The organism is Hyphomonas sp. UBA4505 (assembly GCF_002388685.1).
Classification (GTDB): Bacteria; Pseudomonadota; Alphaproteobacteria; order Caulobacterales; family Hyphomonadaceae; genus Hyphomonas.
In genome coordinates, this window is record NZ_DGMZ01000003.1 from 101,026 (window position 1) to 114,120 (window position 13,095).

At 60.3% G+C, this 13,095-nt stretch carries 14 protein-coding genes; 7 read left to right on the forward strand and 7 right to left on the reverse strand.

Annotated elements, in window-relative coordinates; all coding sequences use genetic code 11:
* Nucleotides 1-165: 165 nt before the first annotated feature.
* Together B3527_RS02110 and B3527_RS02115 are read right to left on the reverse strand one after the other, a co-directional pair.
* Nucleotides 166-582, reverse strand: a complete 417-nt coding sequence (locus B3527_RS02110; protein ID WP_290479526.1) for a hypothetical protein — start codon at nucleotides 580-582, stop codon at nucleotides 166-168.
* Nucleotides 579-989: a GFA family protein gene (locus B3527_RS02115; RefSeq protein ID WP_290479527.1), complete on the reverse strand. Its 411-nt coding sequence runs from the start codon at nucleotides 987-989 to the stop codon at nucleotides 579-581. Before B3527_RS02115 ends, B3527_RS02110 begins: the two co-directional genes overlap by 4 nt.
* 140 nt (nucleotides 990-1,129) lie before the next feature.
* On the opposite strand from B3527_RS02115, the gene B3527_RS02120 reads away from it, so the two are divergent.
* Nucleotides 1,130-1,426 (forward strand): dodecin family protein, encoded by a 297-nt coding sequence (locus B3527_RS02120; protein WP_290479528.1) that lies wholly within the window; start codon nucleotides 1,130-1,132, stop codon nucleotides 1,424-1,426.
* A gap of 13 nt (nucleotides 1,427-1,439) precedes the next feature.
* Here B3527_RS02120 and B3527_RS02125 read toward each other — a convergent pair whose 3' ends face one another.
* Complete coding sequence (locus tag B3527_RS02125) at nucleotides 1,440-2,147, reverse strand: RlmE family RNA methyltransferase (protein ID WP_034815489.1); 708 nt, start codon at nucleotides 2,145-2,147, stop codon at nucleotides 1,440-1,442.
* Nucleotides 2,137-3,300 (reverse strand): Ppx/GppA phosphatase family protein, encoded by a 1,164-nt coding sequence (locus B3527_RS02130; RefSeq protein WP_349678432.1) that lies wholly within the window; start codon nucleotides 3,298-3,300, stop codon nucleotides 2,137-2,139. The genes B3527_RS02125 and B3527_RS02130 overlap by 11 nt, the downstream gene beginning before the upstream one ends.
* A gap of 144 nt (nucleotides 3,301-3,444) precedes the next feature.
* Here B3527_RS02130 and hspQ point away from each other — a divergent pair, with 144 nt between their 5' ends.
* On the forward strand, nucleotides 3,445-3,774 hold the full coding sequence (hspQ, locus tag B3527_RS02135; protein ID WP_349677876.1) for a heat shock protein HspQ: 330 nt from the start codon (nucleotides 3,445-3,447) through the stop codon (nucleotides 3,772-3,774).
* 4 nt (nucleotides 3,775-3,778) lie between these two features.
* On the opposite strand, the gene B3527_RS02140 is transcribed toward hspQ, so the two are convergent.
* Together B3527_RS02140 and rfaE2 are read right to left on the reverse strand one after the other, a co-directional pair.
* Nucleotides 3,779-3,958, reverse strand: a complete 180-nt coding sequence (locus tag B3527_RS02140) for a hypothetical protein (RefSeq protein WP_290479530.1) — start codon at nucleotides 3,956-3,958, stop codon at nucleotides 3,779-3,781.
* The gene (gene rfaE2, locus B3527_RS02145) at nucleotides 3,955-5,421 is read right to left on the reverse strand and encodes a D-glycero-beta-D-manno-heptose 1-phosphate adenylyltransferase (RefSeq protein WP_290479531.1); all 1,467 of its coding nucleotides are present in this window, start codon (nucleotides 5,419-5,421) and stop codon (nucleotides 3,955-3,957) included. The genes B3527_RS02140 and rfaE2 overlap by 4 nt, the downstream gene beginning before the upstream one ends.
* Before the next feature lie 160 nt (nucleotides 5,422-5,581).
* Between rfaE2 and B3527_RS02150 the strand changes: the two genes are divergently transcribed.
* The 5 genes from B3527_RS02150 to B3527_RS02170 all read left to right on the forward strand — a co-directional run bounded on the left by B3527_RS02150 (nucleotide 5,582) and on the right by B3527_RS02170 (nucleotide 11,208).
* Entirely contained in the window at nucleotides 5,582-7,036 is a 1,455-nt protein-coding gene (locus B3527_RS02150; RefSeq protein ID WP_290479532.1) for a cryptochrome/photolyase family protein, read from the forward strand.
* Nucleotides 7,033-8,349 carry an NAD(P)/FAD-dependent oxidoreductase gene (locus B3527_RS02155; protein ID WP_290479533.1) on the forward strand — a complete coding sequence of 439 codons (1,317 nt, stop codon included), beginning with the start codon at nucleotides 7,033-7,035 and terminating at the stop codon, nucleotides 8,347-8,349. Before B3527_RS02150 ends, B3527_RS02155 begins: the two co-directional genes overlap by 4 nt.
* Nucleotides 8,346-9,167, forward strand: coding sequence for a DUF1365 domain-containing protein (locus B3527_RS02160; RefSeq protein ID WP_290479534.1), 822 nt, complete (start codon nucleotides 8,346-8,348; stop codon nucleotides 9,165-9,167). Before B3527_RS02155 ends, B3527_RS02160 begins: the two co-directional genes overlap by 4 nt.
* Nucleotides 9,164-10,387, forward strand: a complete 1,224-nt coding sequence (locus B3527_RS02165; RefSeq protein ID WP_290479535.1) for an SAM-dependent methyltransferase — start codon at nucleotides 9,164-9,166, stop codon at nucleotides 10,385-10,387. Before B3527_RS02160 ends, B3527_RS02165 begins: the two co-directional genes overlap by 4 nt.
* 134 nt (nucleotides 10,388-10,521) lie before the next feature.
* Complete coding sequence (locus tag B3527_RS02170; RefSeq protein WP_290479536.1) at nucleotides 10,522-11,208, forward strand: hypothetical protein; 687 nt, start codon at nucleotides 10,522-10,524, stop codon at nucleotides 11,206-11,208.
* A 205-nt stretch (nucleotides 11,209-11,413) separates the two neighbouring features.
* Here the strand turns inward: B3527_RS02170 and B3527_RS02175 are convergent, their stop codons facing one another.
* Nucleotides 11,414-13,051 (reverse strand): CTP synthase, encoded by a 1,638-nt coding sequence (locus tag B3527_RS02175; protein WP_034815501.1) that lies wholly within the window; start codon nucleotides 13,049-13,051, stop codon nucleotides 11,414-11,416.
* Nucleotides 13,052-13,095: the final 44 nt, after the last annotated feature.

Here is a 13,095-nt window from a genome sequence, read left to right on the forward strand (position 1 = left end):
GAAAAGCCACCGGCCAGCCGCCCCTGTTGCCCCATTCCAGCTACACGCTGGAAAATTGGGGCCGGTTCGACCCTACGGGCCCGATTGATCTTTCCAATGTATATTCAATCCAGCATTTCGACGGCGGCCGCGACGAAGCGCAGGCGCACCTTCTTCCGGTGTAATCTAGTCTACGCAGAGCGCCGGTGTCGCGCGTCCATTTTCGACGGTGGCATAGCATCCGAAGGGGCTGTCAGTCGCTTGGCACTTGCCCGTAACAGGCTTGCCGGCTTCTGGCATGTCGTCGCCGAGGCTGAGACGGCACTGGCCAATGCAATCGGCATTATCCGCACACGCCTTTCCGGCGTCTTCGAAGGGCTGAATGCACTGTTCCCACCCCCGCATGCCGTCACGCGCGACGCGACCGCCTGCGGATTCACATGCGGCACGTTCGGCCCCTGTGGCCTTTTCTCCCGCGAACTGGATCTTTTCATAAGGGTCCGCCCCCGACCCATACACGCCGTCGCTGGAATAGACATCCTGCAGATAGGCACAGCCCGACACTACTGCACCTGCGAGTATGATGGAAATTATCCTGATCATTGGCCCGGAAACCTTTCAAATCTGGCGATATCGTCTGGAACATGATGGAAGCTTTGCGCATCCGCAATCTGCATGGCCATTTGGGCCGCACCGAACACGGATGGATCATCAAGTGTGCCGACTTTCAGGATCACCGCCTGCGGCAGTGAGGGGGATCGCGTTGCGATATGCGTTCCGCAATCGGAGCAAAATTCGCGTAGCGCTCCACGTTCCAGATCTGCCCGGCGATATCCTTTTGGCGTGCCGAGCGTGTAACGGAACTCCGCAGTTGGCATCGCCATGATCGTATTGGCCTGCCCACCCGTGAAGTATTGGCATTCCCGGCAATGGCAACTTGCCTTCATGATCGCATCGCCTCCCGCCTCATACCGGATCGCGCCGCAATAACATCCACCTTTGATGGCCATTAACTTTCTCCCTGACTCGCAGACGGATAGTGGAGCGGACACAAATCTAAAGCAATACAAGGTTTTTTCGGAACAATTACTCTGGTCTTGCATAGTACTTGCAAGAGAACCCACAAAACGCAGAAGCAACCTATTAACTTATGGCAAGCGCCCACCCTCCTCTTCGCCGCATCGTCGGCCTGTCACCGATTTCGGTTGACGACGCGATTGATCGGGCCCTGGTTCAAGCGCGCGATCTCTTTGGGGAACCAGACTGGTTCGAAGTCTCGACCGCCCGTGGCTTCATCAGCAAGGGACAAGTCACCCATTACGAAGTGTCGGTCGAATTGGGCTATGAATCCAAGCCCAAAAAATCCGAAAACGACGCCTATCTGAATTCCGTTCTCTCCAGACGCTCCAACCGCCGCGTACGGAATACAATCGATTGGCGGCTCTGATAGCGCCCTTGAATTAACCCTTGAATCCCTTTGCCACCACGAAAATTTCGGGACTTCCGGCCCGGCTTGATGGCGGTTTGATGTGGCGCACCGTCTTGAAATGCGCCTTCAACGTGTCCAGCACATCCTTCGTCGCGCCACCCTGAAACACTTTCGAACAGAATGTGCCGCCCGGCGCGAGATGTTCAATGGCGAACGCGACCGCCATCTCGACCAAAGCGACGGTGCGCAAATGGTCCGTCTGCTTGTGCCCGGTCGTGTTCGCCGCCATGTCGGACAGGACAAGGTCAACCGGTCCACTCAGCCCTTCCAGCAAGGCCGCAACATCTTCCGGCTCATTCACATCGCCTTCAATGATATGCGCGCCTTCAATCGGCTCCACCGGCAAGAGGTCAATGCCCGCCACTTCCAGCGCGCCCTTCTTCAGCGCGACCTGCATCCACCCGCCGGGCGCACAGCCCAGGTCAACAACGCGCTGACCCTTGCGCAGCAGGTCCAGCTTTTCATTTATCTCAAGCAGTTTGTAGGCCGCGCGGGCCCGATAGCCCTCTTCCTTGGCCTTGCGCACATAGGGATCCTGCAGCTGGCGTTCGATCCAGCGTTTGGAACTTTCATTTTTCGCACGATGCGCCGTGACCTTGCGCTCGGTCATCTGGCGACCGGACGTGTTCTTGCTTTCCTTGCCGGGGCCTTTCCAGCGGCGCTTTCCATCATCCGTCATTGCCGGCCTCCGTTGCCGAATGGGTTTGAGGCGTGTTGCCGCCTTCGCGCCGTTTACGCCCGCCTCTGCGACGACGCCGCGCGGGCTTCTGGCCATACATCATGCTGAGCAGCAGGCCTTCCCTCAGGCCACGGTCGCCAACCCGCAAACGCCCCGCCGGATAGGCCCGCCAAAGCGCATCCAGAATAGCACAGCCAGCCAGCATCAGTCCTGCGCGCTCTTCACCAATCGTCGGCAGGGCCGCCCGCCCGTCCGGTCCGGCTTCGCGCAGCATGTTCAGCACTTTTTCGCCCGAGGTCCGGCTCATCCACGTCCCGTCCACCTTGTCACGGCGATAGCGGTCGAGTTTCAGATGTACGCCCGCCAGGCAGGTCACTGTGCCGGACGTACCGATCAGGTGCGCCCCTCTCAAACCCATTGCAGAACGGATCGCCTGTGTGCCTTGCCAGGCTTCAATAACTTCTCCGGCATGATCCAGCATTGCCTGATAGGCTTCTGCGTCCGGCAGATGAGCAAAGGCTTCGGTGAGGGTCACGACGCCCAGCGGCAGGCTGGTCCAGTTCTGGATAGGGGCACGCTGGATCAGGCCGTTCAGGCCATTGGCCCGCGCCAGTTCGGCATTCAGCCACGACAATTCCGTCGACCCGCCGCCAATATCCACCACCAGTACCGACGGCGCATCATCGCCAATCAGGTCATGACACCCGATACTGGCAAGGCGCGCTTCTTCCTTCGCGCCAATGATCTTGAAGGTCAGGCCGGTCTCGTCGTGCACCCTCTGGATGAAATCCGGACCATTCTCTGCCTTTCGGCAAGCCTCGGTCGCGATGCAACGAACCTTGCCGACTCCATGCGTCTTGAGCTTCCCGCGGATCGCATTCAGCGCATCCATCGCGCGCTCTATCGAAGCTTCGGACAGCCGACCGGTTTCGTGCAATCCCTCACCCAAACGGGCAATTTGGGAGTGCGAATCAACCACACGGAAAGTTTTTCCGTGTGGAGTGGCCACCAGAAGGCGGCAATTATTGGTTCCAAGGTCCACGGCCGCATAGAGGTCCGAGGCCCTGGCTGGGCGCGGTCGGCCGCGTTTTCCGCGCCGTACCGCTGATTTTTTTTCAGCCATAGTGTGGCCCAAGTTTTTCAGTTGATGCATGGTGTATCACAGGAGTGGGAAATGACCAGACGCGCATCGCTCTTGGGAAAGCTGCTAGGCAGCGTGGGAATCGGTCGCCGTAAGGTTGCCGACGACGCGCTGCTGCTCGACAAACCCCTCGACCGTGACCAGCGCTATAACGACATCACCCCCCTGCTCGCAAAGTTCCAGATCGGCCAGGTTGTGCGCCACCGCCACTTCCCGTTTCGCGGCATCATTTTCGATGTCGACCCCGTCTTCGCCAACACCGATGAATGGTATGAATCCATTCCTGAAGAAGTGCGTCCCTCAAAAGACCAGCCCTTCTATCATTTGTTCGCCGAGAACGAGCGCACACATTACGTCGCCTATGTCTCGGAACAGAACCTGGTGATTGACGATTCCGACACACCGCTCAGCCATCCGGACATCCAGGAATGGTTCAACGAAACCGGACGCGGGCGCTATGAGCTCAAAAAGGGCGTCGCCAACTGACGCGCTAGTTCGGCAGCCCTTCAGGAGCTTCACCCGTCAGGCAGGCGATCACCGCGTCCCAGTGCGCCAATGCCTCGACGTCACCCTGCGCGGCCACTTCCGCTGCACGCAGCGTGTCAATCACTTCTGCGTCTTCGCCATATTGTTTGAGCAATTGGGCGGCTGTTTGCGCAGCCGGGCTCATTCTGTCTTGGACTGCGCCCGAGCAATCGCCGCCGTGGTCGACTGTCCATCCACCAACGGCACGATATGAACCGTTCCGCCTCGTGCCTGCACTGTGTCAGCGCCAACGATCGTATCGATGGAATAATCCCCGCCCTTGACCAGCAAGTCCGGCTGCAACGCCTCGATCAGCGCGCCGGGTGTGTCTTCCTCGAAAACAACCACCGCATCCACGGCCATCAGGCCCGACAGGACCCGCGCGCGGGAGTCAGCGTCATTGACCGGTCGCGTCGGTCCTTTCAGGCGCGATACGGACGCATCCGAGTTCAGGCCAACCACCAGACGGCCACAGCGCGACTTGGCCTCTTCCAAAACCCGCAAATGCCCCGGATGAAGGATGTCGAAACAGCCATTCGTGAAGCCGACGGTCAGCCCGGAATCCCGCCAGGAAGCGACCTGTGCCCTGGCTGCGTCGAGGGTCAGATAGCTGACGCCACCATTGCGCAGCCCCATCTGCAACGCCGTGATCATCTCATCCGCAGAGACCGTAGCCGTGCCCGCCTTGCCGACGGCAATCCCGGACGCCGTGATCGCCAGGCTGACCGCATCCGCCACCGAGCCGCCGCCTGCCAGGCCCAGCGCCAGCGCCGCAATGCTTGTATCGCCCGCGCCAGACACGTCATACACTTCGCGCGCCTGCCCGCTCAGATGCACGGCCGGCTCGCCCTCGATGGCATAGGACATGCCCTTTGCGGCCCGCGTCACGACAATGGATTTCGCCATCAGCAAGGTCTGCGCAGCCGTCAGGGCCTCACCGACATCCTGATCCGTTTCCACCCTCAGCCCCATGGCTGCGGCCAACTCGCTGGCATTCGGCTTGAGCAAGTCCACCGCGCCATAGCGCGTGAAATCGCGGCCTTTCGGATCGGCAATCACCGGAATGCCATATTGGTCTCCAGCCGCCAGCGCGGCTGCAATGACTCCATCCGTCACCGCGCCCTTGGCATAATCGGACAGGATGATCACGCTTGCTTCATTCGCCTCGTCGGCAATGGAGGCAATCAGCTCGGCTTCCGGGCTCGGCCCGATGGGGCTGGTATCTTCCGCGTCCACGCGCAGCAATTGCTGTCCCCCGGCGACAAAGCGCGTCTTCAGCGTGGTTGACCGGTCGCGCATGGCGATCAAATCGGCATCGACGCCCTCAATGTCTCCCAGCAGCGCGGCCAGTTCCCGGCCTTCGCCATCATCCCCGACAACCCCGATAAGCGAGACCGACAAGCCGAGCGAAGCAAGGTTTCGTGCCACATTGCCCGCACCGCCCGGCATCGCCGCTTCGCGGGTGCGCCGCATGATCGGCACAGGCGCTTCGGGGGATATGCGGGTGACACCGCCATAGATAAACCGGTCCAGCATGACATCGCCAACACAGACAACACGCTTGCCCGCAGCGGCGTGGATGAGACCCGGAAGATGTGTGCCTGACATTTCGGTTACACTCCGCTGGGGCGTATGATTCTTTTGAACATCGAAAGGGTATACCGCCCCAATTGCAGGCGCGGAAGACCAAGGCTCAGCCCCGCATGATCCATTCCGCGAACTCGCGCGTAGAGGCTTTGTAAACTGTTCAACCCTGCCCGGAGGTCTTGTGTCACAATCTGCGCCTGCCATCGTCTGGTTCCGCGAAGACCTGCGCCTTTCCGACAATCCGGCCCTGCATGCCGCCGTCTCGTCCGGCAGGCCCCTCGTCTTGCTCTACATACTGGACGAGCAGACCAAAGGCCTGCGGCCCCTCGGCGGCGCCTCGAAATGGTGGCTGGACAAATCCCTGCGCGCGCTTGCCGCTGATATCAAACAGGCGGGCGCCCAGCTGACCCTTCGCTCCGGGCAATCCGCCGATGTGCTCGACACCGTCATCGAAGAGACCGGCGCAGAGACCATTTTCTGGAATCGCCGCTATGACCAGCCCGAACGCGATCTGGATGCCGCAATCAAGGAAGACCTGGCCCAGCGGGGCCTGGATGTCTCCAGCTACAATGCGCGGCTGCTGAACGAGCCGTGGCAGGTCGAGACCAATGCGGGTGGTTACTACAAGGTGTTCACTCCTTACTGGCGCGCGGCCCGCAACAACTTCGTCGCGCGCGACACGTATGGCCGCCACAAGAAGCTGAGCGGCCCCAAGCCCGAAAGCGAATCCCTCGATGATTGGGGCCTCCACCCGTCAAGCCCCGACTGGTCCACAGGCTTTGACGACTGGACCCCCGGCGAGGACGGCGCAATTGCCCGCCTGACCGACTTCCTTGATGGGCCAATCAATGGCTACAAGGAAGATCGCAACCGCCCGGACCTCGACATGTCCACGTCCGGTCTCTCCCCACATCTCCGTTTCGGCGAGATCGGACCACTGCAGATATGGCGCGCTGTCCATGCTGGTATGGAAGCCGGCACGATCCCGGAAAAGGATGGTCACACCTTCCTGTCAGAAATTGGCTGGCGGGAATTTTCCCATACACTCCTGTTTTACAATCCGGTGCTCGCCTCCGAAAACTATAATGACTCATTCGAGTTCATGCCGTGGCGAAAAGACAAGAATGCCTTTGACGCCTGGACCAAGGGCCAGACCGGCTATCCGATGGTTGACGCAGGAATGCGCCAGCTCTGGCAGACAGGCTGGATGCACAACCGGGTACGGATGATTGTCGCCTCCTTCCTGACCAAGCATCTCCTCCTGCCCTGGCAGGACGGCGAAGCATGGTTCTGGGACACGCTGGTCGATGCTGACCCGGCCAACAATGCCGCCAGTTGGCAATGGACTGCAGGCTCCGGTGCCGATGCGGCGCCCTATTTCCGGGTCTTCAACCCGATCAGCCAGGGCAGCAAGTTCGACGAGACCGGCGCCTATGTGCGGCGCTTCTGCCCGGAACTGAAGGACCTGCCAGACAAGTACCTGTACGCCCCGTGGGAAGCCAACGAAGAGATACTGAACAAGGCCGGCATCCAGCTCGGCAAGACCTATCCGAAACCCATAGTCGACCATTCCGGCGCTCGCCAGCGCGCACTCGACGCATATGATACATTGAAAGAAAAGCGAGACGCCGCATGAAACGCATCGCCATTATTGGATCTGGAATATCCGGCCTCGGCGCTGCATGGGCGCTGCGCAATTCCGCACACGTAACACTTTACGAACAATCAGGCCGGGCCGGGGGGCACGCATGCACGCATGCGTTCGACTATGATGGCCACGAAACGAAGGTCGATCTCGGCTTCATCGTTTATAATGCACTCAACTATCCGAACCTGATCGGCTTCTTCGATGCACTTGGTGTCGAAACACAAGCGTCCGACATGAGCTTTGCGGTCTCTGATCCGAAAGGCTGGGAGTGGGCGTCCACACTGAAAGGCATCTTTGCCCAGCGTCGCAATCTCCTGAGCCCGAAATTCCATCGCTTCTGGCGCACCATCCTCCGCTTCAACGACATTGCGCGCGCCGAACTCGCCGATGGCACGATTACGGATACCACTCTGGGCGCATGGCTCGACCGCCATGAGTTCGATACAGATTTCCGCACGAACTATATTCTGCCCATGGGGGCCGCCATCTGGTCCACCTGCGAAGACAAGATGCTCGACTACCCCGCCATGAGCTTCTTCCAGTTCTTCGACAATCACCGCCTCATGCACAAGGAACGCCCGAAATGGCGTACCGTCACCGGTGGCAGTGAAAACTATGTCCGCACTGTTGCGGACGCGCTCGGCGACCGGGTTCGCCTCAACTCGGGCGTCGAGCGCATTTTTCCCTTTGGTGACCATATCGCGGTTGTGACGACCGATGGCCGTCGCGAAATATTCGATGATGTCATTCTCGCCACCCATTCCGACCAGGCCCTGCGCCTGACCGAGGAACATTTCGACGATCAGGCCTTCCTGCTCCGCTCGGTTCGCTATCGGCCAAACCGTATCTATCTCCACCGCGACCCGGCGCTGATGCCATCGCGCAAGGCCGCCTGGGCCAGCTGGAACGTGCTGAAACAGGAAAGCGGCGACATCTGCCTCACCTATTGGATGAACCGGCTGCAGGGCCTGCCCGATGAGCGCCCACTCTTCATCACACTGAACCCCGACACGCCCCCTCGCGACGAGCTGACCTTTCTCGAATATGATTTCGACCATCCGCAGTTCGATGCCGCCGCCGAAGCAGCCGTGCGCAGCCTGAAGCGTATTCAGGGTCAGAACGGTCTCTGGATCGCCGGCGCATGGATGGGCCGCGGCTTTCATGAGGACGGCCTGAAATCCGGCCTCTCAGCCGCCCTTTCCCTTGGCGGATCCGTGCCGTGGACGGCCGAAGGTGTGGACATTGTACAGCCAGCACGCAAACTTCGCCCTGTGGAATTCGCTGCCGAGGTGTCTGTTTGACCAATGCGCATCCCCAGCCCGCACTGAGCCTCTGGAAAGGCCAGACTATCCATGTGCGCTACCAGCCATTCGAGCGACGCTTTGCGTATGACCTCGTCCTGATTGATCTCGACATCGACCGGTTGGACGAGGCCGCGGCCAGCTCAGCCCTGTTCAGCGTCAACGCGCCCGGCCTGTTCGCCTTCCGCACCGAAGACCACGGCGCCAAGCAGAAAGGCGCGCCGCTACGTCCCTGGGCCGAATCCGAACTTGCCAAGGCAGGCATTACACTGGACGGCGGCGCCATCCGCCTCGTCACCTTCCCGCGCCACCTGTTCTACAAATTTGCACCCCTCTCGCTCTGGTATGGCTACGGCCCGGACGGCGACCTGCGCGGGATCATCTATGAAGTGAACAACACATTCGGCGAGACCCATCGTTACGTCGCCGCCGTCAATCCGGGCCGCAACGCGCACAGTGCGCCAAAGTCTTTCCACGTATCCCCCTTCTTCGACGTCACCGGAACCTACCGCTTCACCCTGCGTTCGCCGGAAGACAAATTGGGAGTGGTCGTGGAAAGCCTGAGACATGAAAAGCGCCTTCATATGGCAAACATCACCGCCCGGCGGATGCCTGCCACCAGCGCAAACTTGCTGAAACTCGCAGTCACCAATCCGCTCTCCACGCTCGGCGTGACCCTCGGAATCCACTGGCAGGCCCTCAAAGTGTGGATACGCGGCGCCGCCTATCGCCCAAAGCCCGCCCCTCCGGAAACCGGCACAACAATTGCGTTATCCCAACAAATACGTAATGCTGATAAGCGGAAGGATGCCGCATGACCGAGGTCATCAAAGCCAGCACCCAGACCATTCGGAACCTGAAAGACGTTCCGACAAGCTTTCGTCTGGCCGCCTTCGCGCTGCTCAATACCCAGAAGGGCAGCGTGTCCTTTGTCTTGCCCGGCGAACGCGTGCTCGAATATAGGCATGACGATACCGGCCCTCATGCCACCATCATTGTCCACGATTATAACTTCGTGAAACGCGCCATGGCTGGCGGCGATGTCGGCTTTGCCGAGGCTTACATGGATGGCGAATGGTCAACGCCTGACCTGACCGAAGTGCTGCGCTTCTTCTCTGCCAATTTCGACAATATCGGCAAGCTTGCCGTGGGCGGCGCAGTGGTGCGCTGGGTCAACATGGTCCGCCACATCTTCAACCGCAATTCCCGGGAGGGCGCGAAGAAGAACATCATGGCCCATTATGATCTGGGCAATGACTTCTACAGTCTCTGGCTGGACCCTTCGATGACCTATTCCTCAGCCATCTTCGACAGCCCGAACATGAGCCTCGAACAGGGCCAACAGAACAAGTACCGGAACATCTGTGACCGGATCAGTGCCGGGCCCTCGTCGGAAATCCTGGAAATCGGCTGCGGCTGGGGCGGCTTTGCCGAATATGCCGCCAAGCAACGCGGCTCGAAAGTCACCTGCCTGACCATCTCGCCATCCCAGCGTGATTTCGCCATGCAGCGGATGCAGAAACAGGGCCTCAGTGAACGTGTAGAGATCCGCCTCGAAGACTATCGCGACCATCAGGGCCAATATGATGGCGTCGCCTCCATCGAGATGTTCGAAGCGGTCGGGGAATCCTACTGGCCGAGCTATTTCGCGAAAATCTTCGAAAGTCTGAAACAGGGCGGCCGCGCCGCGCTCCAGATCATCACCATCGATGACGAACTGTTCCCGCGCTACCGCAAGCGCGTCGACTTCATCCAGCGCCACATATTTCCGGGCGGCATGCTGCCCAGCGAGACCGCTCTGAAGGAACAGTTCCACACGGCGGGCCTGCGCCATGATGGCGTCACCTATTTCGGTCAGGACTATGCCCGCACCTGCCGCGAATGGGCGCGCGATTTCAATGCCAACTGGGACACGATCGCCAAGCTGGACTTCGATGAGCCCTTCCGCCGGATGTGGAATTTCTACCTGTCCTATTGCGATGCCGGCTTCACCGATGGCCGCATCAATGTCGGCCAGTTCCAGGTGTCCAAGCCTTAGAACCACATCCGCCTTTCGGCGCATGCCGATGATAAGGGCTCGGTAGTCCCGCAAGCCCCGCGGAATTCTCCAATAAAATCAAAGACCGTTGAAAGACCAATTCGACCGGCACCCCCACCCCGGATGCTCAGCTCATGTCCGAACTGCGCTATTCACCTCAACAGGAAATCCGCTCCGCCGTCTGGCTGATGCTGAATGTCATCAGCCTCGGCGTGATCCAGTTGCGCGAGCGGCTCGGCCTGACGCCGCATACGCCGCTCCTGCCGCGTCACGCGATTTCGCGCCTGTCGCGCTTCCTGGCCCAGGCCGAACCGGCGCTGCGCCGCTGTCTCTATCTCTGCGCGGCCGAACTGGGTGCGTTGCCTGTATTCCCTCGAGAGACAGCCAGTTCAGGTCCAGCGCGCCCGCGAGAAACCACGCAACACATCGCCCGCGCATCCCAGCCAGCTTTCCGTCTGTTCGAGACCCGCGCTCATCGCCCGGATGCAAAGCCGCCTAGGCCGACATTCAAGACAGGCCCACGCATCCGCTTTCTTGATGCGGACGACGTCCCAGATATCCATGAATACGATAAACTCCCGAGCGACATCCTGCCCGCCAAACGCCTCGTCCGCCGGCTGATGGCCCTCGACCATGCGATGGATCATCGCGATCTCTATATCGAAAAAATCCGCCGCTGCCTTGGCGAAGCCAGACAACTGATCGCCAAAACCGGCAAGCGCCTCTTCCGGCACGGGCCCCTGACGCGCCTGCAATGCGAGACAGCCCAACTGATCGAGGCTGAAACGCACGCCGTGCAACCCCACTTCAATTCATCCTGAGGCGGATTGTTTTTGGAGACACGCACCCGGCCGGAATCTTCCACGCCGGATAAAAGTGCTGGTCGCCGCCTTCGCGTCACACCCGATGAGCGCAGCTCATCTGGGTGCCCATCTCGGAACCGGGCCGCTAGTGCATGCGGCAAAACCAGAGATGGGCCCTCAGACCGCTTCGCGGTCGAAGGTGACGGATCTTGACGGAAGGATCCTAAACCAGTCGGCTCTGCTTGACCGCCGCGCCGATGAAGCTTGCAAACAGCGGGTGCGGCTCGAACGGACGGGACTTCAGCTCTGGGTGATACTGCACGCCGATGAACCAGGGGTGCTCCGGAAGCTCGAAAATCTCCGGCAGCTTGCCGTCTGGCGACAGGCCGGAGAACAGCCCGCCGGCCTTTTCCAGCGCCTTGATGTAACCGGCATTCACCTCATAGCGGTGACGGTGGCGTTCGGAGATATCGAGCGTGCCATAGATTTCGGCGACCTTGCTGCCCGGCGTCAGGCGGGCCGGATACGCGCCGAGGCGCATCGTGCCGCCCTTGTCGGTATTGGCGTCGCGCTGGACCTTTTCGTTGCCCTTGGTCCACTCTTCCATCAGGCCAACCAGCGGCGCAGACGTGTCCGGGTCATTCTCGGTCGTGTTCGCGTCCTCGATACCGGCCATGTTGCGGGCCGCCTCGATCACCGACATCTGCATGCCATAGCAAATACCGAAGCACGGCACGTTGCGCTCGCGGGCAAACCTTGCCGCGCGCATCTTGCCATGTGCGCCGCGCTCGCCAAAGCCGCCCGGCAGGATGATTCCATGCACGCCTTCCAGAATGTCCAGCGGCCGATGCTCATCATCGAATTCTTCGGAATTGATCAGGCGGATATCGACCTTCACCTTGTTGGCAAGGCCGCCATGCGTCAGCGCCTCGGCAACGGATTTGTAGGCGTCCGGCACATCGGTGTATTTTCCGACGAGGCCGATACAGACATTGCCGTCCGGATGATGCGTCGTGTGCGCAATCTCGCTCCAGCCGGACAGGTCCGGCTCCGGAGCGTCTTCGATGCGGAAATGCGACAGGACTTCCTTGTCGAGTCCCTCGGCATGATAAGCGCCCGGCACATCATAGATGTGGCCCACATCGCGCGCTTCGATCACGCTGGAGAGGCGCACATTACAGAAGCTGGCAATCTTGCCCTTCTCGGTCTCCGGAATCGGCCGGTCACACCGGCAGAGCAGCACGTCAGGCTGAATACCGATCGAGCGCAGCTCCTTCACCGAGTGCTGGGTCGGCTTGGTCTTCATCTCGCCCGCCGCCGGAATATAGGGCAGCAGTGTCAGATGGATGAAGCAGGCGCGCTCCGGCCCGAGTTCCTGGCCGAGCTGACGGATCGCCTCGAAAAATGGCAGGCCCTCAATATCGCCGACCGTGCCGCCGATTTCGCAGAGCACGAATTCCACATCCTCGCCCGGATCGGACAGGACGAAATCCTTGATCTCGTTTGTGACGTGCGGAATCACCTGGATTGTCGCGCCGAGATAATCCCCGCGCCGTTCCTTCTCGATGATACGGCTATAGATCCGCCCCGTCGTGATATTGTCGGACTGGCGTGCCGAGACGCCGGTGAAGCGCTCATAATGGCCAAGGTCCAGATCGGTCTCTGCGCCGTCATCGGTGACATAGACCTCGCCATGTTGGCGGGGGCTCATCGTGCCGGGGTCGACATTGAGATACGGATCGAGCTTGCGCAGACGGACCTTGTAGCCACGCGCCTGAAGCAACGCACCGAGTGCGGCGGAAGCGATACCCTTGCCAAGGGAGGACACCACGCCGCCTGTAATGAAAATATAGCGGATCATGGGATCACCCTGATGCCGTGATTCGGACAAATGGGACGCAGGGA